The organism is Enterococcus sp. 3G1_DIV0629 (assembly GCF_002141285.1).
Lineage (GTDB): Bacteria > Bacillota > Bacilli > Lactobacillales > Enterococcaceae > Enterococcus_B > Enterococcus_B lactis.
Window position 1 is genome coordinate 129,879 of sequence record NZ_NGLI01000001.1, and the last position, 21,435, is coordinate 151,313.

Consider the following 21,435-nt stretch of genomic DNA (forward strand, 5'->3'; position numbering starts at 1 on the left):
TTGGAGCCGTTGATAGTGATAAAAGGTGCGAAAAAAATCATTCGAAACAAAACGATTCTTCATTTGGATCGTTTCACTGCGGATGCTGGGGATCTTGTGACTGTTGTTGGAGAAAGTGGAGCAGGTAAAAGTACGTTATTGAATATATTAGGATTGAATGATCAGTTCAGTTCAGGACAATTCTATTTGTTCGATCAAGAAACGAAACAATTAACTGGAAGAGAGAAGCGCTTGATAAAAAGAAATGTCCTCTCTTTTCTTGTTCAAGACTTCGGGTTGATTGAATATGAAACGATCGATTTTAATTTAGATATTGGATTGAAGTTTTCGAATTTAAATGCTTCAGATAAACGAACAGTAAAGTATGAGGCATTGAAAAAAGTAAATATAAACAAGAAGCTAAGTACGCCTATCTATACATTATCTGGTGGTGAGAAGCAAAGAATCGCCTGTGCGAGAGTCTTATTGAAGAATAGCAAAATCATTTTAGCCGATGAACCAACTGGATCATTAGATAAACGAAATAAGGAGCAAGTCGTTGAAATCTTATCGCAACAGGCTTCCCAAGGTACATTAGTTATCGTGGTCACGCATGATCCATATCTGACCAAAATAGGAAACAAGATGATCATACTTTAGGAAACAAATGAAAAATCAACCTTTTTTCCAATAAAAACAACAAAAAAATGTCTAAAAAATCAGACATAAAAGCGTCTATTTTTAAGATGACAACAGCGGTAAAGAAAAACAAAATTGATAACATTTGTTCTAAGAATTAGTTACGTTAAAAGCGTAACGCAAGATAGACTTGAAAAACGATAACAAAAGAAGTAGTATATTAAGGTGTGATATGCTACTTGACATTTATTCTGCTGAGTGAACTTTCTGGATGGTATAGACTTCTATCTATTCAGGACGTATCGAGCAGATTAGTAAAGGTGTTCTTGATGATTTTCATCTTGAACACCTTTGTTTTTAGCAATTCGCAAAAAACGAAAAGTAGGAGAACAAATAAATGAAGAAAAGATTTTTAGCACTTGCCATCGTACTAGGCGCTGGTTTATTGTCAGGCTGTACGAATGCTGGTGAAAAAACAGCCGTTAGTTATAAAGGCGGCACAATCAGCGAACAAGAAGTAATGGATAGCTTGAAGAAAATGCAAGGAGCAGACTCAGCTGTGCAACAATTGATTGTTTATCAAGTATTTGAAGATAAATATGGAGATGACGTATCAACCAAAGAAATCGATTCCCAATATGATCAAGCAAAGAAACAATTAGGCGATTCGTTTGATTCCCAATTGAAGACAGCTGGCTTAACAAAAGAAACATTCAAAGACAGTATCAAACAAAGCTTAGCCTTCCAAGAAGGCCTAAAGAAACATATCAAATTGACTGATGAAGATCTAAAAACGGCTTGGAAAACTTTCCATCCAGAAGTGGAAGCTCAAATCATCCAAGTAGCAAGTGAAAACGATGCAAAAGATGTTAAGAAAGCTGCTGATAAGGGAGACGATTTCTCTAAATTAGCCAAAGACAAGTCAACGGATACTAAAACAAAAGAAGATGGCGGAAAAGTGAAATTTGATTCGACTACCACGACAGTTCCTGCGGAAGTCAAAGAAGCAGCTTTCAAATTGAAAGACGGTCAAGTTTCTGATGTGATCACTGCTACCAATGCTTCAACTTATGCTCCAGAATACTATGTGGTTAAAATGGTGAAAAACCAAAACAAAGGCAACGACATGGATAAGTACGAAAAAGAATTGAAAGAAATTGCAACAGACACAAAATTAAGTGACAGTACCTTCCAGAATAAAGTAATTGGCGAAGTATTGAAAGATGCTAATGTAAAAATCAAAGACAAAGACTTTGAAAATGTTTTGAGTACATTCACTTCAGATTCCAGTACAGCAAGTAGTAAATAAGCGGAATAAATAAAAAAGTATGAACTATTTAAATCAATAAAACCGTTCATCTAAATCTTTTTATTAGAACTAAATCAACAGTAGTTTCATTACTACTTGATTTAGTTCTTTTTATTTAAAAAACTCTTTGTTTTAATTGGAATCCAAGATAGCCACCCTAGATATTTTTCTGTATAATCTTAAATAAAGAAAACGATATCAAAAAATATACGTATAAGTAGATAAATGGAGTGATTTTGCAAATTTCTTTTATTTCTAGAAGTTATTCACGTATAAGGATTGGTTTTTCACACAAATAAAAAGGCAGGAAGTACAATGGATCATTTGTATATAAAATATATTCATCGATTTTCCGTTTTGGTGTTAGGCACCCTTATTATAGCAGGGATTGTAGCATTTATTATTCAAGACCATAAAACGTTAACGATACATAAAGAGTTTTTCAGTTATGCATGTGGCATTCCTCTTATCGCTATGAGGTCTGACAACAAAAATTGGAAGAGACGCTATTACATTCTCCTGCTATTTTTGTGCTTTTATCTGCCGCCTAAAATTTTTACCTTATTAGGTGTGCAACGCCTATCATTTTCTTTTATTTCCTATATCATTGTTTTAAGTTTCTTCAGTTTCATAGTATGGCTGTTTTATTTTGTCAAAAAATAAATGAATGTTTCATGAACAGTACTTCATCACAGCCTAATTTTTTTCTTTATGCTATCGTTATATTAAAGAAATCAATCAGAAGGGAAAGAAAGTGATGAAAAAAGTTTTATTAGTGGTAAACCCCAGTTCAGGCGGTGAACAAGCAAAGGAATTTGAGCAATTAGCGATAGCAAAATTGGAATCGGTGTTTGATGAAGTGGTCGTCTTGCATACAAAAAAAGCAGGGGATGCAAAAAACTTTACTCGCGAGGCGGCTGTGGAAGGGTATCATAGTGTATTTGTCATGGGAGGAGACGGAACAGTCAACGAAGGAATCAGTGGAATCGCTGAACAAGAACATCGGCCAAATTTCGGCTTTTTCCCATTAGGTACGGTGAATGACTTGGCTCGAGCATTAGGGATACCGCTAGAACCTGAGGAAGCGATCAATCATTTTTCGATTGAATCAGTCAAACCATTGGATATTGGAAAAATAAATGATGACTATTTTATGAATGTTGTTGCAATTGGCTCTATTCCTGAAGCAATCAATGATGTAGATGCGGAGAAGAAGACGAAATTCGGAAAACTAGCTTATTTCATGTCAGGAATCAAACAGTTAGCTTCCACACAATCCTACTCGTTTCACGTAGAAGTTGATGGAAAGAAGGAAGAAATTGAGAGTAGTACCCTACTGATAGGACTAACTAACTCAGTCGGCGGATTTGAGACATTGCTTCCAAATGCAAAAGTGGATGATGGTAAGCTCCATTTGGTTTATTTAAAAGATTCTTCTTTGATCGATACGCTTAAAACATTGCCAGACCTATTAAAAGGAGTAGATGGATCAACGAAAAATCTAGCCTACCTTACTTGTGAGCAATTAGTTGTGTCATTAGCTGATGAGGAAGAATTGACGACGAATGTTGATGGTGATGAAGGGGACAAATTACCTGTAAATATCAAAGTATTGCCCTCACATTTACAGGTTTATTGTTAAAATGGAGGTTGTGACCGAGGAGTTGGCGAGAGAACACCGCTTGTTCGGGATAAGGGACTGTGACAAGACTTTTGTCACAGCCTTTTTTTTGTACAAAAAAGAAATTTTCACCTAATAGAAAAATTTTTCCATAAAAATACATATTTTAAATATGAAAGTACAATTGGAAATAGATTAAAACGATAAAATAAAATTGTCAAAACGTCAGAGAGGATGGTGGAGAATGAATCAATATGTAAAAAAGCTGATTGCGTCGATTTTGTTTGTCTTCCCTCTCTTGATGGTGACATCCGTTTTTGCCGATGTAGAGAAAACAAACGAATCAACGCAATCAGAGAATCAAAGTTTTGACAAGACTACTTTTCCAGAAGAATCGGTTACTTCTGAAACTACAGAATCCCAAAGTGAGGCTCCTACTAATAAAAGGCAAGAAGAAAATAAGATAAGTGAGACCTCAGAAGTAGCTGAACAAAGGTCTGATAGCAGTGAAACGGTACTGGCAAGAGCTGTTTCAGCGGATGGGTACAGCGAAGCTGCCACAACAGAAGAACTGGCGCAGCTTCTCGCAGACGAATCAGTAACTAAGATCCGACTGACTCAGCCTTTGACTTTAGACAGGGAATTAGAGATCAAACGAGATATCGTTATTGATTTTGGTGGATTCGCTCACAATTTCGGCACACACCATATTTATATCAATGAAATACCTCAGTCGATCGAGTTCCAGAATTTTAAAGGAACAGCTGCACATCCAGGTGGATTGACACCAAATATCGATGGAAATGCCATTATCATTGCTTATATGACCGATTTTTGGGGAAGCAGATATCATTTTACGGGAGAAATAAAATTTACCGGGACACTTGATTTGTATGATGGGTCCAAATTAGGACTGATTTACGCTCCTCGTGCAACTGTCACATTAGATGGTGTTTCCGGTGTGTTGGATGTCCAACCAGTGAAGGAAGGACTGAATGCCGCTCCGGGTAAAGCCTATTTTTGTAGAAGCTATCAATTGAATGTGATCAATGGTAGTCAACTTTATGGACCGTATCTAGGGAAATTCTACGGTTTTCTAGATTCAGGAGATGAGACTGGTAGTGGAAAAACAGCGCCAGGAATCCATATCTTAAGCGGTTCAAAGGTCTCTCTTGATTATGATCGGGCAGATGGCGTTAGCGATGAAGGAGAGGCAGTCGATACGCTACCTGGTAATGTCATGTTTGAAGTCAGTGGTTCGGGAAGCGAATTTTCGGTAAATACAAAGATCAATATTACCAATGACAATAATCGCGGAATCATCCAAATGAGAGGTTCAGGATCGAAAGTCACTGTATCGAATGGTGGGAAAATCACCATCAATACAGCAACTACGGGCGGATTTCGCTTGCAAGGAGATTCTAGTCAAATCCATGTATCAAGTGGTGGACAAATCTCGGTCAAAATGGCTGGAGATGACGATCAACCCGGGAACAATGGGATGCGTTTTGTAGGAAAAGGCCTTTCTTTGATCGTAGAAGGAGCCGGATCAGTTATCGACATCGATAAGCAGAGTGGGCGTTCCAGCGCAGTTCGTTTTGAGAACGGTACGCAAAAGCTGACAGTAACCAATGGAGGCTCATTGAGGGTAAGAAATGCAGGGGATGGCAAATCTTACGTGAACAGACTCAATCAAGGAAACCAAGCGATCCAATTTTATGACGCTTCTGGTTTTCTAGAAAGTCCAGGGTCAGCTGATTTTACGGTCACTGGAGAAAAATCAAATATCGATATACGCGCAGATTCCGGAGCCACCGTAGATACAACTGGAGATATTGATTTAAATTTTATGGCAGGAGAAAAAACTTATTTAGTCATGGTCGGGAAAACAGGGGAAGATAAGACCGGCATCATCAGTGGGGATGTGTTGAATGTGGACTTAGAATCTCCTACCTATTTTGATTTCCAAAACAAACGGATCGGAAGCGAGACCAATGGCATAGGCGGCTGGGTATTCCAAGGAAATGGAGATTCTTCTTTAAAGATCGCCCATTCAGAAATCGCTTTATGGCGAAAAACAGGCGCAACATTCGATAATTTTGAAAAAGACCCGGATTATTTTTCTGATATGACAGACTTATCGATCAATGGGACCGACTTAGGCAATTTCGTATCAAGCCCTAGTGCAGGGTTAACAAATGAATTTGCTCAGACAGGTGCCGGAATGAAAAATTATAATCGAATCAGTGCCAATAATCAGCTCCCGATGATTGAATCCTTAAGAGTGCCAACGAATGCAGATAAAAAAATCTATGGGCATGTCGTTGTTCCCGAAGGTGTCGAGGCAAAGCCAAGAGATTCTTGGACAGGCGAAGTAGAAGTGACTTTACGTATTACTTACGCAGATACGACGAAATCACCTGTAGAAATTACTGCTCTCACGCAAGGACAAACAGATGAAAATGAAGGGGCAGGATATAACCCATGGGGAGAAGGCGAACAAGGCGGCTTGTTCGAAGTTCAAGTACCCAATGATGAGAGATTAAAAACGGGGGATCAAGTGCAAGTTGTTGCTGCTAAAAAAATAAGAGGCGGCCAAGAAGTGACAGAACTGGACTCTGCCAAAACGACAGTCGATGTCATTCCTCCTGAGCCTGCTAAATTAAGTACCACATTGATCAATGCAGCTTCTCGCTCAATCACAGGTACAGGCGAAGCAGGAGCTTTGGTTTCATTGAAAAAAAATCAAGCTGTTTTGTCAGAAACCACTATTGATGATACAGGGAAATTTGTTCTTTCTATCCCAGAAAATCAGCTTTTTGCAGGAGATGTATTAGAAATCGGATTAAACGACCAAGCAGGAGAAGCTGCTGCTAAGGGTGTGCAGAACAAGCCAAGTACCAACGATGAAATCGGGAATCACAATCCAAGTGATACGCCAGTTGTCTATCATGATGCTCCGCCTTTTGCACCTGCTACGAAGATCGTAGTAGAAGGTGGTCTCTCATTTCTTGCCCCTTCCAAACTCGATTTTGGACAGATCAAAGCAACTGGTTTGACGCAAGAAGCATTTGGCCAAATGGATGGGCAGGAAAAATTATGGATTTATGACCAACGAGAAACAAAAAGTCCATGGATCTTAACAATAAAACTATCTCAGCCCTTTACAAACGATTCAGGATTTTCTATGCAGGATGTCCTTTATTTCAAGAAAGGCGAGGAGTATCAATTAGTGAATGAAGAAGAACTGGAAATTGTCGAAGGACAAAATTCTACGAATGCGCAAGCAGATTATTCAGAATATTTAAATAACGGTCGGGCGTTTAAACTTGTCTTAACCAAAGAAAATCAGATAGCTGGTGATTACTCAGCAGAGATGACATGGACATTAGCAGATGCGCCGACAGAATAAAGATCAAGGAGGATGATTGATGAATCGAATATGGAATAAAAGTCATCGAAACAATTGCTCTTTACTTCTGATCCTTCTCCTTGGATTCATCCTTTGGCAGACACCTGTCCATGCCTCCGAATTCAATTTTGCGGTAGATTTTGAATTACCAGCTAATCAGATCAATAAGAACAAAACATATATAAATGTAAGGATGGAGCCTGGGAAAACACAGGAAATCCCCTACACGGTCTTTAACCGAACAGATAAACCAGTAACAGTTGAGACATTGATCCACTCTGCTACGACGAATTCAAACGGTGTGATCGAATATGGAGAATCAAAAAGTAAATTAGATGAAACATTAAGTTATGATATGAAAAACTTAGCAAAAACAGTGGGAGAAATAACTATTCCTCCTCAAAGTGCGTTCACTGAGACACTTTCACTGAAAGCTCCAGAAAAAGAGCTGGCTGGTGTGGTCGCAGGAGGGATCACGTTTCAAGAAAAAAAAGAGAACGTTTCTAACAAAAGTACCGTTGGTGTCGTCAATCAGTTTTCTCAAGTGAAAGCGATCTTGATTCGAAATAGCGAAAAAGAGTCTTCCCCAGATTTGAAATTAAAAAAAGCTTATGCGGATCAAAGCGATGGAAGAAATGTGATTAAGGTGAATCTTCAAAATCCAAATGCTTCTTATATGTTCGGCTTGACTACATCGGTTGAAATCTACAAAAAAGAAACAAAAGAACCTTACCTTTCAATAAAAAAAGAAAAAATAGATGTAGCACCCAATACAAATTTTGATTTACTTGTCCCATTAGAAGGAAAAAAATTAGCTCCGGGACATTATCAAGCGGTTGTGAAGGGTGCTTGGAAAGAAAAACGCTGGAATCTTCATACTGATTTTGAAATAACTGATGATGCAGCGGACCAATTGAATGAAAAGGATATTGATTTAAAAAATCAGCCAGAAACATTTGACTGGCGATGGCTGATACTTGTTGGAGTCATTCTTATTGGCTTATTTGCTGGATTATTTATTTTAAAAGAAAGAAGGAAAAAGAAATGAAAAAAACAATTGCATTAAGTACCGTTCTAGCTGGAAGTCTATTATTATGTACACAAAGTGTTTTTGCTGAGAATAAGAGCTCAGTCACTACAGAAGGAACGATTTCTGTAACAAAACCAGATGCCGCAAATCCTGAAGACGTCGTTCCGGTTCCTCCCGTTGATCCAAATGATCCCGATACGCCGTTTACACCTGACGAACCAAATCAGGGAACATCCGGATTACTGACGATTGACCAAGCTCCAGATCTTGATTTCGGAACAATCAAGTTGGGCACAGCAAAAACAGTATATGCTGCATTACAAAGCGGAACGGACAGTACTGGGGCACCAACACAAGTACAGAATTTCGTACAAGTAACGGATAAAAGCGGAAATTATGCCGGTTGGAAACTATCAGTCAAACGAACAGAATTTATTGGTACAACATCTGATACGAATAAACTAACTGGTTCAAAGGTGAAATTCAAAAACGCCGTGATTCGAAATAGCGCAACTAATAGCAGTGGAACGCCATCTACCATTTCTGGAACTGGCGCTGAAGGAATCGAGATCCCAGCAGATCAGGCAGTAGACCTAGTAACTGCAGGAGCAAATGAAGGGATTGGCACATGGATTTATTCACTAGGGGAAAATGCGGAACAAGGGGGACAATCAGTGGAATTATTTGTTCCTGTATCCAATTATGCCGTAGACAACTACGTTTCAACATTTACATGGTCGTTAACAGATGCTCCTACAGAAGAGGAAGCGTAAAATCATATCAACGATTTCAGGGAGTGGGCCTTTAGTTGGCTCCACTCCCTGAAATCTGCTCTGCTTACTTCGCAGCTCTCATTCATCAGCTTGAAGCAGTTTGCTGGAAATCATGGAAACGTTCCTTTGTCTTTTCAAAGATTTTCCGACCAACGAGTAAGGAATCACCGTTGAAAAATTCTAACACATAATGAGCAGAATCGATTTTCTGCAATTGTGATAAGTTGATACAGTAGGATTTTAAAAGTAAAAAGTAAGTGTATTTTTCTAACTCTATCTTCAACTGTTTTAATGAAGTACTTACTAGTTTATCTTCTGTCGTTGTTTTGACCATGACTTGATTTTTCAATCCTTTAATACTTTCAATATATAAAATTTCCCGAGGATATAGGACGAGACTCCCGCCTTTTTGATCAATGAAGATTTTATCGACATTTACGATCTGCTGTTCTTTCCAATTGATCTGTTCTAGCACTTGATGAATTTGTTCAGATAAATTCCTGTCTTTTCTGATATATCCAATCGGAAGGATTTTCCGGTTGATGATATCTACTGCAAAGTTCGTATAGGCGGTGAAAAAAACGATATTGCTATGAGCGTTTTTTTTACGTATTTGTTCGGCGACATCAATACCTGTGAGTGATTGCTTCAAGTCGATGTCGATAAAGAAAACATCGTGATTATCAATAGTACCCAACTGGATCAACTGATTGATTTGGGAGATGGAAGTGAGCTGCACGATATTCTCGATATGATGATTGACCAATTCTTTGATGATCCATTCGCTGTGAAACTGGTTATCTTCTATGATAAAATACTTTTTCATATGCAGGCTCCTATCAAAAAAATATGTGTACATGATGAAACAAAACAATGGAGGAATAAGATGTTCGCAACAGTGACACTTTATTTGACCTTTACTTTGATTTTAGATTTAGGTATTTATTTATTCTTTTCGAAACAGCTGCTAGTAAAAATCAGCTTTGGTTGTTTAGCTTTGATGGCGCTGATCATTATTCTTCCTATTCCTAAAGTAAGTTTTCCTTATTTAGTTGGCTTATTATTAATGCTTCTCTTTTATTCTACTACGAAAAACCTGTTTATCAGCTGTTTGATCAGTAATCTTTTTTTTGCTATCACTGGGTTCAGCTTTTTTCTGATTTTTGACTTGGTAAATTATTTAGGAAGAGTACACCTCGGAACAGCAAGTATTCTTGCACTGCTCGTTGCCTTTCTTTTCTACCTATTAGTAAAAAGTATAGACAAACGGACGAAATTTCTCAACTTGCTTTTTACTTATCCAACCGAGCATTATTTTGGCTGTATGTGTATTTTATTAAGTTGGATCGTGATTTTCTTGGTATTGGGAAGTGTACATTTTCGTTCCTCTGATTATCTGCTTTTGTCTCTTTTATCGATTGTGATCAGCTTTTTTTCGTTGCTTTTTTCTATTATGTTGATCAGCTTTCAAGTAAAAGAAAGACAGCATCAGGAATCACTTCAACTGTATCAAATAAACGAAGAATATTACCATCATCTTGAAGAATTCAAACATGATTATAAGAGTTTGTTGTTTTCATTAAAAAATACTATTCAGGAAAATAAAAAAGAAACGTTGAAATTTTTAGAAATCTTAGAAAACTATTCTGCAATTATTTTGGAAGAACCGCAAAAGCAACAGCTGACAAAGATTTTATCGCCAGTTGTTAGGGGCGTCTTTTTAGAGTTTCTAGAAAAAGCAGAATCGGAGAAAATACCGATCCAAGTAGTTATTCCTGTAGAAGTGAAAACAATCCCGATTGATTTGGTTGTTTTTATTCGCTGTTTATCTATTTTTATTTCTAACGCATTCGATCATCGTGTAGCCGATCAGAGTCCGATTACGATCAATCTGCTGGAAGAAAAAGAGGGATTACGTTTTAGTATAGCGAACAAGGCAAATCCGACGAATTTGACGCTAGCGGAAATGGTCCAAAGAGGAAGAACCTCTAAAAAAAATGGCGGGTTAGGTCTATACAGTGCGAAAAAAATGTTGGATGCTTATGAAAATGCAGAACTAAAAATCGATTTTTCAAAGCAGAATCACTGTTTCTTTGTAGAAATGTATCTGGCGACCAGAAACAGTGAATCAGTCTGCTGACTTAACATCGCGAAGAACAGCTTGAACAAAGATTAAATATAAAGGGAGTTCAACAACACAGTTTATTCAAAAAGTAAACATAAACAAACAGAAGCGTGATGACCGTTGTCACCCTTCTGTTTGTTTTGCTATGTAGTTAAGCAAAGTAGTTGACACTTTCACTACTTAGTATTACTATATTCACATACTTTGTGATACTAAGTAGATAGGGAGAAAAGAGGGAAAACAATGGAAAAGATGATTACTGTGACAGATTTATACAAGTCTTTCTCAGGAAAAAAAGTGATAGATGGTGTGAGTTTTACAGTTGACGAAGGCAGCATTTTTGCTTTGCTAGGTACAAATGGTGCGGGGAAAACAACGATCGTCAAGATGTTAGCTACTTTGCTTACACCGGATAAAGGACAGATTCGTATTGCTCATTTCGATGTGGCAAAACAAGGAACCCAAGTCCGTGAACGGATTAGTTTGACGGGGCAATTTACTGCAGTAGATGATGTACTGACTGGTAGAGAAAATTTAGTGCTTATTGGAAAGCTTCGCCACTTGAAAGATCATAAGCAGCAGATTGATGAATTCTTACACACGTTTGACTTACATGAAGCAGCCGATCGCCCAGTGCATACGTATTCCGGAGGGATGAGAAGAAAACTGGACTTAGCGATGAGTTTGTTGGGGAATCCGACCGTTTTGTTTTTAGATGAGCCGACAACAGGTCTGGACCCACAAGCAAGAGCTTCTTTATGGGAAACGATCAGGAATTTGAGAAAAGCCGGTGTGACTGCCTTTTTGACGACACAATATTTAGAAGAAGCAGATCAATTGGCGGATCAAATCGCTATTTTGGATCAAGGAAAGATTGCGCTTCAAGGAAGTGTAGCTGAGGTTAAAAAATATTTACCGCAAGGAACGATCGAACTGATTTTTGCAGAAGAAGAAACATTCCAAGCCGCATATCGACTGGTAGGCGGAGAAAAGAACGAAGCATTGTTGTCTTTATCGATTCCTACTGACAACGATGTTCAAAAAGTAACAGAGATTCTTACTTTACTTCAGCAAAACAAGATCGAAGTTCTGGAATTTGCACAAAAACAACCAACATTAGATGATGTCTTTTTCTCAATCATCAATCAGACGAAGGAGGAAGAAAAATGAACGTGATCCAAGACACGATGACACTAACGGGAAGAATGATGAAGCATATGACGCGAAGCGCTGATACGATTATTACGGTCGTAGTGATGCCAATCATGATCATGCTTGCGTTTATTTATATATTAGGAGGAGCAATGACCATATCTGTGGCTAGCTATAAAGGGTTCATTCTCCCAGCCATCTTGCTAATGACAGTCATGAGCGGTGTGGCTTATACAGCTTTTCGTTTAAATAATGATGTGACTACTGGGATTTTTGAACGATTCCACTCTATGCCGATTGCTAAATCTGCTATTTTGAACAGTCATGTTGTCACAAGTATGCTGTTTAATTTATTGTCCGTTGCTCTTGTTTTATTCAGTGGGGTCTTGATTGGGTTTCGACCAAAAGCGGATATTGGCGAGTGGTTATTGGCACTAGGGCTTTTACTACTTGTAACCTTAGCTATGTCATGGATTGCTGTATTTTTTGGGCTCATTGCTAAAAGCAATGAAACAGCTAGCGTCTTCTCTTATTTGCTGATGGGGCTTTTATTTATCAGTTCCGGCTTTGTACCTACAGAAACGCTGCCGCATGCTTTACAAGGGTTTGCTGATTATCAGCCGATAACCCCTATTATCAATGGACTCCGTTCACTCATGACTGCTGGAAAAGTACCTGATGATTTATGGACGGCTTTTGCTTGGAGCATTGGGAGTATCGTAGTTTTTCAATTGTTGTCGGTTTTCGTTTATCGCAAAAAACAAAATTAACAGCTTAAATGATTGACGTGTCAATGATTTCAAAATATGATGAAAGCGAGTATAGCGAAAGTACAGGTGAAAAAATGAACGGAATTACGGAAATGTTAAAAGGGGTCCTAGAAGGGATCATACTGGAAATCATCGATCGTCATGAGACTTATGGATATGAAATCACCAAAAATTTACAGGAATACGGGTTTGAAGATATCGTGGAAGGAACTGTCTATACGATTCTTTTGAGATTGGAAAAGAAAGGATTAGTTACCGTTACGAAGAGAAAATCTTCTGTAGGACCCATGAGAAAATTTTATTCTTTGAATGAAGCTGGAAAGCAGGAATTAGAATTATTTTGGAAACGCTGGTCTTTTATTTCAGGTCAAATCGAAAAACTAAAGGAGTACAAAGAAAATGAGCAATAAAAATTTGGTTGGCTATATCAAAAAAATGATGGAAGACAAAGCGGAATATCGCGAACAAATGGCTCGCCTGAAAAAACTTCCTGCTGACTATCAGATCGTCTACAATGAGATACAAAAATTTCTTTGGGAATTTACCGCAGGGGATGGGATGGATATGTTGTCAGCGATGTATGAGTTGCTTGACTTTTTTGAAGAAGGTGCTTCAAATGGTCTTCCTGTCTTAGAATTGGTTGGAGAAGACGTAGGACAATTTGCAGAAAACACGTTACATGAAATCCAGGCGAAGACAAGAATCAATGAATTGAAAAGAAAAATGAATGAGCGGATCGCTAAAAAAATGGAAAAGTTATAAAAGGAGCGTGGGACAAAAGTAAAGAACACTTTTGTCTCACGCTCTAAACACGTATAAACGGCGGAAGCAGAAGCAACTCCTTCGGAAATTCCTTCTTATTTCTTGGAGTTAAACGCTTCTGTCCCAGCCTCTTCATACTGATTTTGAAAGATTATTTATTTTTCTTTTCTTGATTCAGTAACCAGAAAACTAAAAATACAGCAAGTAAAACGATAACGGCACCAAATAAAGGAGCATAGGTGACACCAATCGTTTTGGTCGTTTGTGCGCCAACAAAAGAGCCGAATGCAATACCAATGTTGAAGGCAGCGATATTAAAGGCAGAAGCAAGCGTAATATCCTTCGGTGTATATGTTTCAGCTAATTGTACAACATATAATTGTAGACCCGGAACATTCATAAAAGAAAATAGCCCTAAAACAAAGGTAGCTGCTGTAGCAAAGAACAAGTTCCCGCTGAGAATCGTTCCAAATAAAAATACTAAAGATAAGGATAACAAGATAAACATGATACCTAAAGCTTTTAATGGACGTCGGTTCGAAAAATGACCACCGATTGTATTACCAATAGCGACCATTACGCCGTAGATAATCAACAAAATAACGACAGCTTCTGATGAATAACCGATTTTGTCTTCAAGAATCGGAGTCAAATAGGTATAAGCAGCAAATGTTCCTCCGTACCCAAGAGCTGTGATCAAAAAAGAGCCCACTAAAAATTTATTTTTAGCTATCCGAAGAATCCCACCCAGATCGACAACTCCTGGTATTGGGAGATCTTTTGGAATGAGCAATAGATTGGCGAGTAGACCGATAGCTCCAACGAAAGCAATAAAAAGAAAAGTCATATGCCAGCTTGTTTGCTGACCGATGAATGTCCCCAAAGGAACACCGGTAACGGTTGCGACCGTTAGCCCTGTAAACATGACAGCAATCGCACTTGCACGTTTGTCAGGAGAGACGACTTCAGCGGCAATGACACTTGATACAGACATAAAAATCCCATGAGCAAGTGCGGATACGATTCTTCCAGCTAGCAATAAAACAAATACCCCAGAAAAAGCAGCCAGCAGATTCCCAATGATGAAAACCACCATGATTGCTGCCATCAGCATTTTACGATTCCATTTTCCTGTTAAAATAGTGAGTAATGGTGCGCCTACTGTCACACCAATCGCGTAAAGTGAAACCGTCAGCCCTGCTTGAGCCAAACTGACATGAAAACTATCAACGATCAAAGGCATAAGCCCTACGCTGATAAATTCTGTAGATCCAATAGCAAAGGCATTGATTACCAAAGCCATAAGCGTAAAAACTGGTGAAATTTTTTTATTCAATTTTATTTCCTCCTCAAATTTTTCTGACAAATAGAGAATATAGACCTTCATCCTTCATTCGTGAAGTACCGACTTTTTTGTATGATAGGCACTTTTTGGTAACAAATGTGGATCTTCAAACGTTTCAGCGTTTGAAAAAATTCTTATTTTTTTCAAAATATAGTTCCTTTTTTGGTGAAAGTATAAAAACCGCAGAGGAAGAGACTTTGTTAGTTCACAAAATGAAAGGAGCATGCTATGATACGATGCGTATCTTTTTTAAGGAGAGATAAAAATGGAAAGAATCTATCATATTGGCGTCGAAGCGACATTGGAAGTCATCGGAGGAAAATGGAAACCGATTATTTTATGTCATTTAGGTAATGGTCCCATTCGCCCGGGTGAATTACGGAAGAAAATCCCTACGATCACACAAAAAATGCTGACCCAGCAGTTAAGAGAGTTAGAACAAGATGGTATTGTCCATCGAAAAGTCTATAACCAAGTCCCGCCTAAAGTAGAATACTCGCTCACCGAAGAAGGAAAATCATTAAGAGAGATTCTAGTAGCGATGTCTGTTTGGGGAGAAGAACGTATCGAAAAACAAAAAGCCTCAGGGGAAGCAGTCACATTACTGCATACACATGGTGGCTACCTAAATTACTGATTTTCTATGACATTTATTTTAAATAAAAGAAAACAGGAGTTTTTTAAAAAGCATCATCTATTTTTTATGTAAAAAAATGGTATGATTAATCAAGTAAGAAATGATTGGAAGAAGGCAAGCAAATGAATAGTATGGAAAAAGTCAACCAGTTTAGAGATGAACGTAATTGGCGACAATTTCATAACGAAAAAGATTTGGCTATCTCTATTTCTTTGGAAGCATCTGAATTGTTAGAACTTTTTCAATGGAAAACGCCGGAAGAAGTAAAAGAAACACAATTAGAACGAATCAAAGAAGAACTGGCAGATGTATTGATCTATTCATACATGATGGCAGACAACCTTCAGTTGGATCTAGATGAGATCATTGAAGAAAAATTGATCAAAAATAATTTGAAATATCCTGTAGAAAAAAGCGCAGGTGTACGAAAAAAATACACAGAGTTGTAGAAATGTGTCATTCAGCTGTTGGAAAGAGCACAAGGAAAACAGTAAAATGAGACTGGAGGGAGAGAAGATGAAGAAAAAAGGAAAAGCAAAAAGATGGCTAGTCAATATCCTCTTGTTCCTCTTGTTATTAGTAGGACTAGCTTTGATTTTCAATGAACAGATCAAAGACTATCTTGTCAGATTAACAGGAGACAGATATGCTATAGCGAATGTAACGAAAGAAGATTTGAAAAAGAATAACGATAAAGATGTCAGTTTTGACTTTGACGCAGTAGAACCAATGACAACAGAAGGAGTGATGAGGTCACAAATGAGCGGAACAGATCTGCCAGTGATTGCTAGTATCGCAGTACCTTCTGTTTCGATCAATTTACCGATTTTCAAAGGCTTGGATAATACTTCACTGCTTTACGGTGCAGGGACGTTATCTCCAGATCAAGAGATGGGAAAAGGAAACTATGCTTTAGCAAGCCATCGTGCAACCAATCCCGAATTACTGTTTACACCGCTGGAAAATTTGGAAATGGGTGCCAAGATCTATTTGACGGATTTAGAAAATGTGTATACATATAAAACATTTTTTAAAGAAAAAGTTGCTCCTACAGATACACAATTATTGAACGAGGTCGAGGGGAAAGAAATCGTCACGCTGATCACTTGTGGCGACATGGATGCCGTCACGCGACTAGTTGTACAAGGAGAACTGGAAAGTGTCACACCGATGAAGGATGCGACAGATGATATGAGAACTGCTTTCAATCTAGAGACAAAAACATTTTAGGATACTGGGACATAAGTCGTTACAGATCAAAAACAGCCAAAGGATATGAATCGATAAGGAAAAACCGATTTGCTGAAAAAAGAGGAACGCAAAGAGGTGCATCTCTGATTTGGTTGCTTTCTAGATAGACTTGTGTTCCTGTTTCTTTATTTTTTTTTGCATGAAAAGGCTTGCATAAATAAAAATTCGATGGTATGATGATTTTAAATAAGAAATGGATTGTTACTGTACGGCAGGCAAAACCAGAATTCAGCTAAGAAACAGTAGGCGAATTCTAGGTTTTTTTATTTTTCTTGAGAGGGCGAAGCAAAATGAAAATTGATAAAATTTTGAATAACAACGTCGTCATTTCGAAAAATGGATTCGGGGAAGAAGTCGTTTGTATGGGAAAAGGCTTAGCTTTTCAAAAAAAGATTGGGGACGAGATTTCGCCAGAAGCGGTCCAAAAAGAATTTGTTTTAAGAGATTCTTTTGCTAAAAACCAATTCCAACAGCTGATGGTTGATATTCCGGCAGAGGAGATCGAATGGGTCAAACAAGTAGTCGAATTGGCTGAAGATAAACTAAAAGTTGAATTTTCGCCTAATATTTATCTGACATTGACCGATCATCTTCATTATGCGATCACACGGGCGAAAGAAAATATCCAACTGCCTAATCCATTATTATTTGAAACAAAGAAATTTTATCCGAAAGAATATCAAGCAGCGAAAGAGGCTCTTTTGCTCGTGAAACAAAAGACTGGTGTGGAACTTTCTGAGGATGAAGCCGGTTTTATTGCCTTTCATTTTGTGAATAGCCAACAAGGAAACGAAGACATGCAAGTGACGATGACCGCTACCACAATGGTAAGAGATATACTGAGTATCATCAGTAAATTCTTCGGCATCGTGTTCGATGAAGAATCTTTGAATTATCAGCGTATCATTACTCATCTGCAGTTTTTTGCCCAGCGTTATCTCAAAGGGGAAGGATCTGACGAACAAGATGAGTTTCTCTACGCATTAGTTCAAGGAAAGTATCCAAAAGCGTTTCATTGTGTGGAACGGATCAATGAGTATCTTCGACAAACGCAAAAACAGGAAATGGGAATCGCAGAGCAGATTTATTTAACGATCCATATTCAAAGAGTAGTAAGTGAGAAAAAAAGCATCCAATCATAAGGATTGTTACTGTATGGCAGGCAAAACCTGGATTGAAAAAATAGGTTCACGAATGTTTGTGACTGTTTTTTTCAATCTGGGTTTTTATTTTTTAAATAAAAAAAGAAAGAAGGAAAAAACAATGGATAATCAAGCAGTTGGTCGTCGTGTATGGGAAGCGGTAGGAGGACAAAAGAATGTCAAAAGTTTAGTACATTGTGCTACGCGTTTGCGATTCAGATTAAAAGATGAATCCTTAGCAGATACGCAAAAGTTAAAAGAAGACCCAGACGTGATCCAAGTCGTCCAAAGTGGCGGTCAGTATCAAGTAGTGATTGGCAGTAATGTAGCAGATGTTTATCAATCGATCGTGGATGAGGAAGGACTTGCAGTTTCGGAGGATGGAAAAGAAGAGTCCAAAAATATTTTGAATCGTCTAATTGATATCATTTCTAGTATATTTACACCTTTTCTAGGGGCGATGGCAGCCGCCGGGGTATTGAAAGGATTCTTGTCATTGGCAACGGTGATGGGCTGGCTGACAGCTGATAGCGGTACTTATCAAATATTGTTTGCTGCAGCAGATGGTGTCTTTACCTTCTTACCTGTCATGCTTGCTTTTACAGCAGCTAAAAAGTTCAAAGCCAACCAGTTTTTAGCAGTAGCAATTGCTATGGCACTTGTGTACCCAGCTATTACAGCAGTTGCTGGTGCGGGAGAAGCTATCAGTTTCTTTGGGATCCCAGTGATTCTTTCGCCGTCTGGTTATACTTCTTCTGTCATACCAATCATTCTAGCAGTATGGGTGCAAAGTAAATTAGAGCCATTCGTAAAAAAAGTGATTCCGCAATTTCTGCAAATGATTTTAGTTCCGCTTGTTGTTTTAGTAGTGATGGTTCCATTAACATTTCTTGCTTTAGGACCAATCGGGACGGTGGCCGGTAATGCTTTAGGTGGTCTCTTCAACTCGATTTATGGATTTAGTCCAATCGTAGCAGGTCTGATCATGGGAAGTTTATGGCAAGTATTCGTGATGTTCGGCATGCATTGGGGATTCGTACCGATCATGTTTTTGAATATCGAACAATACGGGTTTGATGTATTGATGCCAATGCTTCTTCCAGCCATCTTGGCACAAGGTGGTGCTGCTTTAGCTGTAGCGTTACGAACAAAAGATACGAAGCTTCGAGCATTAGGGATTTCTTCTACAGTGACTTCGTTATTTGGGATCACTGAACCAACTGTGTATGGTGTGACGTTACCGTTGAAGAAACCATTTATTGCAGCGTGTGTTTCTGGAGGGATTGGAGGGGCTATTATCGGGTTTTCTGGAGTAAAAGCTTTCTCTAGCAGTTTGGTCAGCTTATTAACGATTCCAACCTTCATTAGTACGGTAGATGGTGTAGAGTCAAATGTGACAGTAGCAGTAATAGCTACAGGAATCGCTTTTGTTCTAGCATTTGTAGGTACGCTGATTTTAGGATTTGACGAACAAACACAAGATAATCAATTAGAAAACAAACATGCGAATGCAGGAGAACCAATTACTTCAGCACGGCATACCTTAAAGAGTCCTTTAACGGGTAAAGTACTGCCACTGAGTGAAGTGCCAGACAAAGTTTTTTCTTCTGGCGTGATGGGAAAAGGTATCGCTATTGATCCAGAAGTAGGGGAACTTGTTGCCCCGGCAGATGGAGAGATCACGACTATTTTTCCAACTGGACATGCTGTAGGGATCACAACGACTGACGGAGCGGAGATTTTGATTCATATCGGGATGGATACGGTAGAATTAAATGGGAATGGTTATGAAATCTTAGTCAAACAAGGGGACCTCGTCAAAGCAGGAGATTTATTGATCCGTTTTGACATCGAAGCAATCAAAGCAGCCGGCTATAGTGTAATCACACCGGTTGTCATTACAAATACCGATGCATTTGCCGATATACTTGAATTAGACCAAAAAGAGATTATTGCGAATGAAGATGTTCTAGCAATTGTAAAATAAGGAGGAAATCAGGATGCAATCACGTTTTTCAGAAAAATTTTTATGGGGTGGCGCAACCGCTGCCAATCAATTAGAAGGAGCTTATGATCGAGACGGAAAAGGGTTATCCGTTGCAGATGCTATGCCTGGAGGTAAGCAGCGTTTTGCAATCATTGGTCGTAAAGAATTTGACTGGACGATCGATCAAGAAAAATATATTTACCCGAATCATCGCGGAATCGATCATTATGATCGTTTCAAAGAAGATCTTGCCTTATTTGCGGAAATGGGGTTTAAATGTTATCGTTTTTCGATTGCCTGGACACGGATTTTTCCAAACGGAGACGAAAGCACGCCGAATGAAGCGGGATTAGAATTTTACGATCAGCTGATTGATGAGTGCTTAAAATACGATATTGAACCTGTGATCACGATTTCTCATTATGAAATGCCTCTTCATTTGGCAAAAGAATACGGTGGCTGGAAAAATCGAAAACTGATCGACTTCTATGAACGATTTGCTCAGACAGTATTAAAGAGATACAGCAGTAAAGTTAAATATTGGATGACTTTCAATGAAATCAACTCGGCCTTTCATTTTCCAGCTTTAAGTCAAGGATTAGTAAAAAGCAACGGAGCAGGAGAGTACCAAAATATTTTCCAAGCATGGCATAATCAGTTCGTGGCAAGTAGCAAAGCTGTAAAAATCGGCCACGAATTGCGTTCGGATATACAAATCGGCTGCATGATTATTTATGCAACGACTTATAGCATCGATGCCAATCCAGTCAATCAGGCAGCAACCATGATCCAAAATCAAGAATTCAATTTTTTCTGCACGGATGTTCAAGTACGCGGAGAATACCCTGCGTACACAGCCCGTACCTATAAAAAATATGGAGTCGATTCGGAAAAATTAGAGCAAACAGAAGAAGATTTCCAGTTGCTAAAAGAATATCCAGTTGACTACATCGGATTTAGTTACTATATGTCTACGGCAATCAATGAGACTGACCCGCAAGCCGCAACTTCAGAAGGAAACTTGCTAGGAGGCGTAAAAAATCCGTTTCTTGAGGCGAGTGAATGGGGCTGGCAGATCGATCCAGAAGGGTTGAGAATCGCATTGAATGAATTATACAATCGTTACCAGAAACCATTATTCATTGTTGAAAACGGTCTTGGTGCTATTGATCATGTGGAAGAGGATGGCTCGATCATTGATGATTATCGGATCGATTACCTACGTCGTCATATCGAAGCAATGTCCCAAGCAGTTGCAGATGGTGTAGATTTGATGGGCTATACCCCCTGGGGATGTATCGATCTAGTCAGTGCATCGACAGGAGAAATGAGTAAACGTTACGGCTTTATCTATGTGGATCTAGACGATGAAGGAAACGGGACATTGAACCGGTCGAAGAAAAAATCTTTTGATTGGTATAAAGAAGTAATTGCCTCAAATGGCGAAAATCTATAATTAAAACAGTGCAATTAAAAAGAACACACTTCTCGCATGTGATTT

Annotated in this window: 20 protein-coding genes; 18 read left to right on the forward strand and 2 right to left on the reverse strand. The window is 38.5% G+C overall.

Translation table 11 applies throughout. The annotated features are described in order from the left end of the window. From A5816_RS00610 to A5816_RS00645, 7 genes are all read left to right on the forward strand, one after another. Positions 1–639, forward strand: a complete 639-nt coding sequence (locus A5816_RS00610) for an ABC transporter ATP-binding protein (protein ID WP_086310463.1) — start codon at positions 1–3, stop codon at positions 637–639. A 376-nt stretch (positions 640–1,015) separates the two neighbouring features. Further along, complete coding sequence (locus tag A5816_RS00615) at positions 1,016–1,927, forward strand: peptidylprolyl isomerase (protein ID WP_086310464.1); 912 nt, start codon at positions 1,016–1,018, stop codon at positions 1,925–1,927. Positions 1,928–2,242: 315 nt separating this feature from the next. Then, positions 2,243–2,590, forward strand: a complete 348-nt coding sequence (locus tag A5816_RS00620) for a hypothetical protein (protein ID WP_002373752.1) — start codon at positions 2,243–2,245, stop codon at positions 2,588–2,590. A 94-nt stretch (positions 2,591–2,684) separates the two neighbouring features. Next, the gene (locus tag A5816_RS00625; protein ID WP_086310465.1) at positions 2,685–3,569 is read left to right on the forward strand and encodes a diacylglycerol kinase family protein; all 885 of its coding nucleotides are present in this window, start codon (positions 2,685–2,687) and stop codon (positions 3,567–3,569) included. Between the two features lie 223 nt (positions 3,570–3,792). Further along, positions 3,793–6,960 carry an Ig-like domain-containing protein gene (locus A5816_RS00635; RefSeq protein ID WP_086310466.1) on the forward strand — a complete coding sequence of 1,056 codons (3,168 nt, stop codon included), beginning with the start codon at positions 3,793–3,795 and terminating at the stop codon, positions 6,958–6,960. Positions 6,961–6,979: 19 nt separating this feature from the next. Next, positions 6,980–8,008 (forward strand): DUF916 and DUF3324 domain-containing protein, encoded by a 1,029-nt coding sequence (locus A5816_RS00640; RefSeq protein WP_086310467.1) that lies wholly within the window; start codon positions 6,980–6,982, stop codon positions 8,006–8,008. Next, positions 8,005–8,763: a WxL domain-containing protein gene (locus A5816_RS00645; protein WP_086310468.1), complete on the forward strand. Its 759-nt coding sequence runs from the start codon at positions 8,005–8,007 to the stop codon at positions 8,761–8,763. The genes A5816_RS00640 and A5816_RS00645 overlap by 4 nt, the downstream gene beginning before the upstream one ends. A gap of 85 nt (positions 8,764–8,848) precedes the next feature. Here the strand turns inward: A5816_RS00645 and A5816_RS00650 are convergent, their stop codons facing one another. Next, positions 8,849–9,589: a LytTR family DNA-binding domain-containing protein gene (locus tag A5816_RS00650; protein WP_002345337.1), complete on the reverse strand. Its 741-nt coding sequence runs from the start codon at positions 9,587–9,589 to the stop codon at positions 8,849–8,851. A gap of 60 nt (positions 9,590–9,649) precedes the next feature. Between A5816_RS00650 and A5816_RS00655 the strand changes: the two genes are divergently transcribed. The 5 genes from A5816_RS00655 (at position 9,650) to A5816_RS00675 (ending at position 13,572) form a co-directional block, all read left to right on the forward strand. Then, positions 9,650–10,903: a GHKL domain-containing protein gene (locus A5816_RS00655; protein ID WP_086310469.1), complete on the forward strand. Its 1,254-nt coding sequence runs from the start codon at positions 9,650–9,652 to the stop codon at positions 10,901–10,903. Between the two features lie 228 nt (positions 10,904–11,131). Beyond that, positions 11,132–12,058 carry an ATP-binding cassette domain-containing protein gene (locus A5816_RS00660; protein WP_086310470.1) on the forward strand — a complete coding sequence of 309 codons (927 nt, stop codon included), beginning with the start codon at positions 11,132–11,134 and terminating at the stop codon, positions 12,056–12,058. Then, a complete protein-coding gene (locus tag A5816_RS00665) occupies positions 12,055–12,810 on the forward strand; it encodes an ABC transporter permease (protein ID WP_002373736.1) in 756 nt (251 codons plus the stop codon). The genes A5816_RS00660 and A5816_RS00665 overlap by 4 nt, the downstream gene beginning before the upstream one ends. A gap of 74 nt (positions 12,811–12,884) precedes the next feature. Then, positions 12,885–13,220 carry a PadR family transcriptional regulator gene (locus A5816_RS00670; protein ID WP_002308273.1) on the forward strand — a complete coding sequence of 112 codons (336 nt, stop codon included), beginning with the start codon at positions 12,885–12,887 and terminating at the stop codon, positions 13,218–13,220. Then, positions 13,210–13,572 carry a DUF1048 domain-containing protein gene (locus A5816_RS00675; RefSeq protein WP_002339072.1) on the forward strand — a complete coding sequence of 121 codons (363 nt, stop codon included), beginning with the start codon at positions 13,210–13,212 and terminating at the stop codon, positions 13,570–13,572. The genes A5816_RS00670 and A5816_RS00675 overlap by 11 nt, the downstream gene beginning before the upstream one ends. Positions 13,573–13,723: 151 nt before the next feature. Here the strand turns inward: A5816_RS00675 and A5816_RS00680 are convergent, their stop codons facing one another. After that, the gene (locus tag A5816_RS00680) at positions 13,724–14,908 is read right to left on the reverse strand and encodes an MFS transporter (RefSeq protein ID WP_086310471.1); all 1,185 of its coding nucleotides are present in this window, start codon (positions 14,906–14,908) and stop codon (positions 13,724–13,726) included. A 274-nt stretch (positions 14,909–15,182) separates the two neighbouring features. On the opposite strand from A5816_RS00680, the gene A5816_RS00685 reads away from it, so the two are divergent. The 6 genes from A5816_RS00685 to A5816_RS00710 all read left to right on the forward strand — a co-directional run bounded on the left by A5816_RS00685 (position 15,183) and on the right by A5816_RS00710 (position 21,390). Next, positions 15,183–15,554, forward strand: coding sequence for a helix-turn-helix domain-containing protein (locus tag A5816_RS00685; protein WP_002373730.1), 372 nt, complete (start codon positions 15,183–15,185; stop codon positions 15,552–15,554). 122 nt (positions 15,555–15,676) lie between these two features. Further along, positions 15,677–16,003 carry a nucleotide pyrophosphohydrolase gene (locus A5816_RS00690; RefSeq protein WP_002291148.1) on the forward strand — a complete coding sequence of 109 codons (327 nt, stop codon included), beginning with the start codon at positions 15,677–15,679 and terminating at the stop codon, positions 16,001–16,003. Between the two features lie 67 nt (positions 16,004–16,070). Next, positions 16,071–16,784, forward strand: coding sequence for a class A sortase (locus A5816_RS00695; protein WP_038398462.1), 714 nt, complete (start codon positions 16,071–16,073; stop codon positions 16,782–16,784). 311 nt (positions 16,785–17,095) lie between these two features. Beyond that, positions 17,096–17,947, forward strand: a complete 852-nt coding sequence (licT, locus tag A5816_RS00700; protein ID WP_086310472.1) for a BglG family transcription antiterminator LicT — start codon at positions 17,096–17,098, stop codon at positions 17,945–17,947. A 121-nt stretch (positions 17,948–18,068) separates the two neighbouring features. Beyond that, the gene (locus A5816_RS00705) at positions 18,069–19,934 is read left to right on the forward strand and encodes a beta-glucoside-specific PTS transporter subunit IIABC (RefSeq protein ID WP_086310473.1); all 1,866 of its coding nucleotides are present in this window, start codon (positions 18,069–18,071) and stop codon (positions 19,932–19,934) included. Between the two features lie 13 nt (positions 19,935–19,947). Further along, positions 19,948–21,390, forward strand: coding sequence for a glycoside hydrolase family 1 protein (locus tag A5816_RS00710; RefSeq protein ID WP_086310474.1), 1,443 nt, complete (start codon positions 19,948–19,950; stop codon positions 21,388–21,390). The last annotated feature ends 45 nt before the right edge of the window (positions 21,391–21,435 follow it).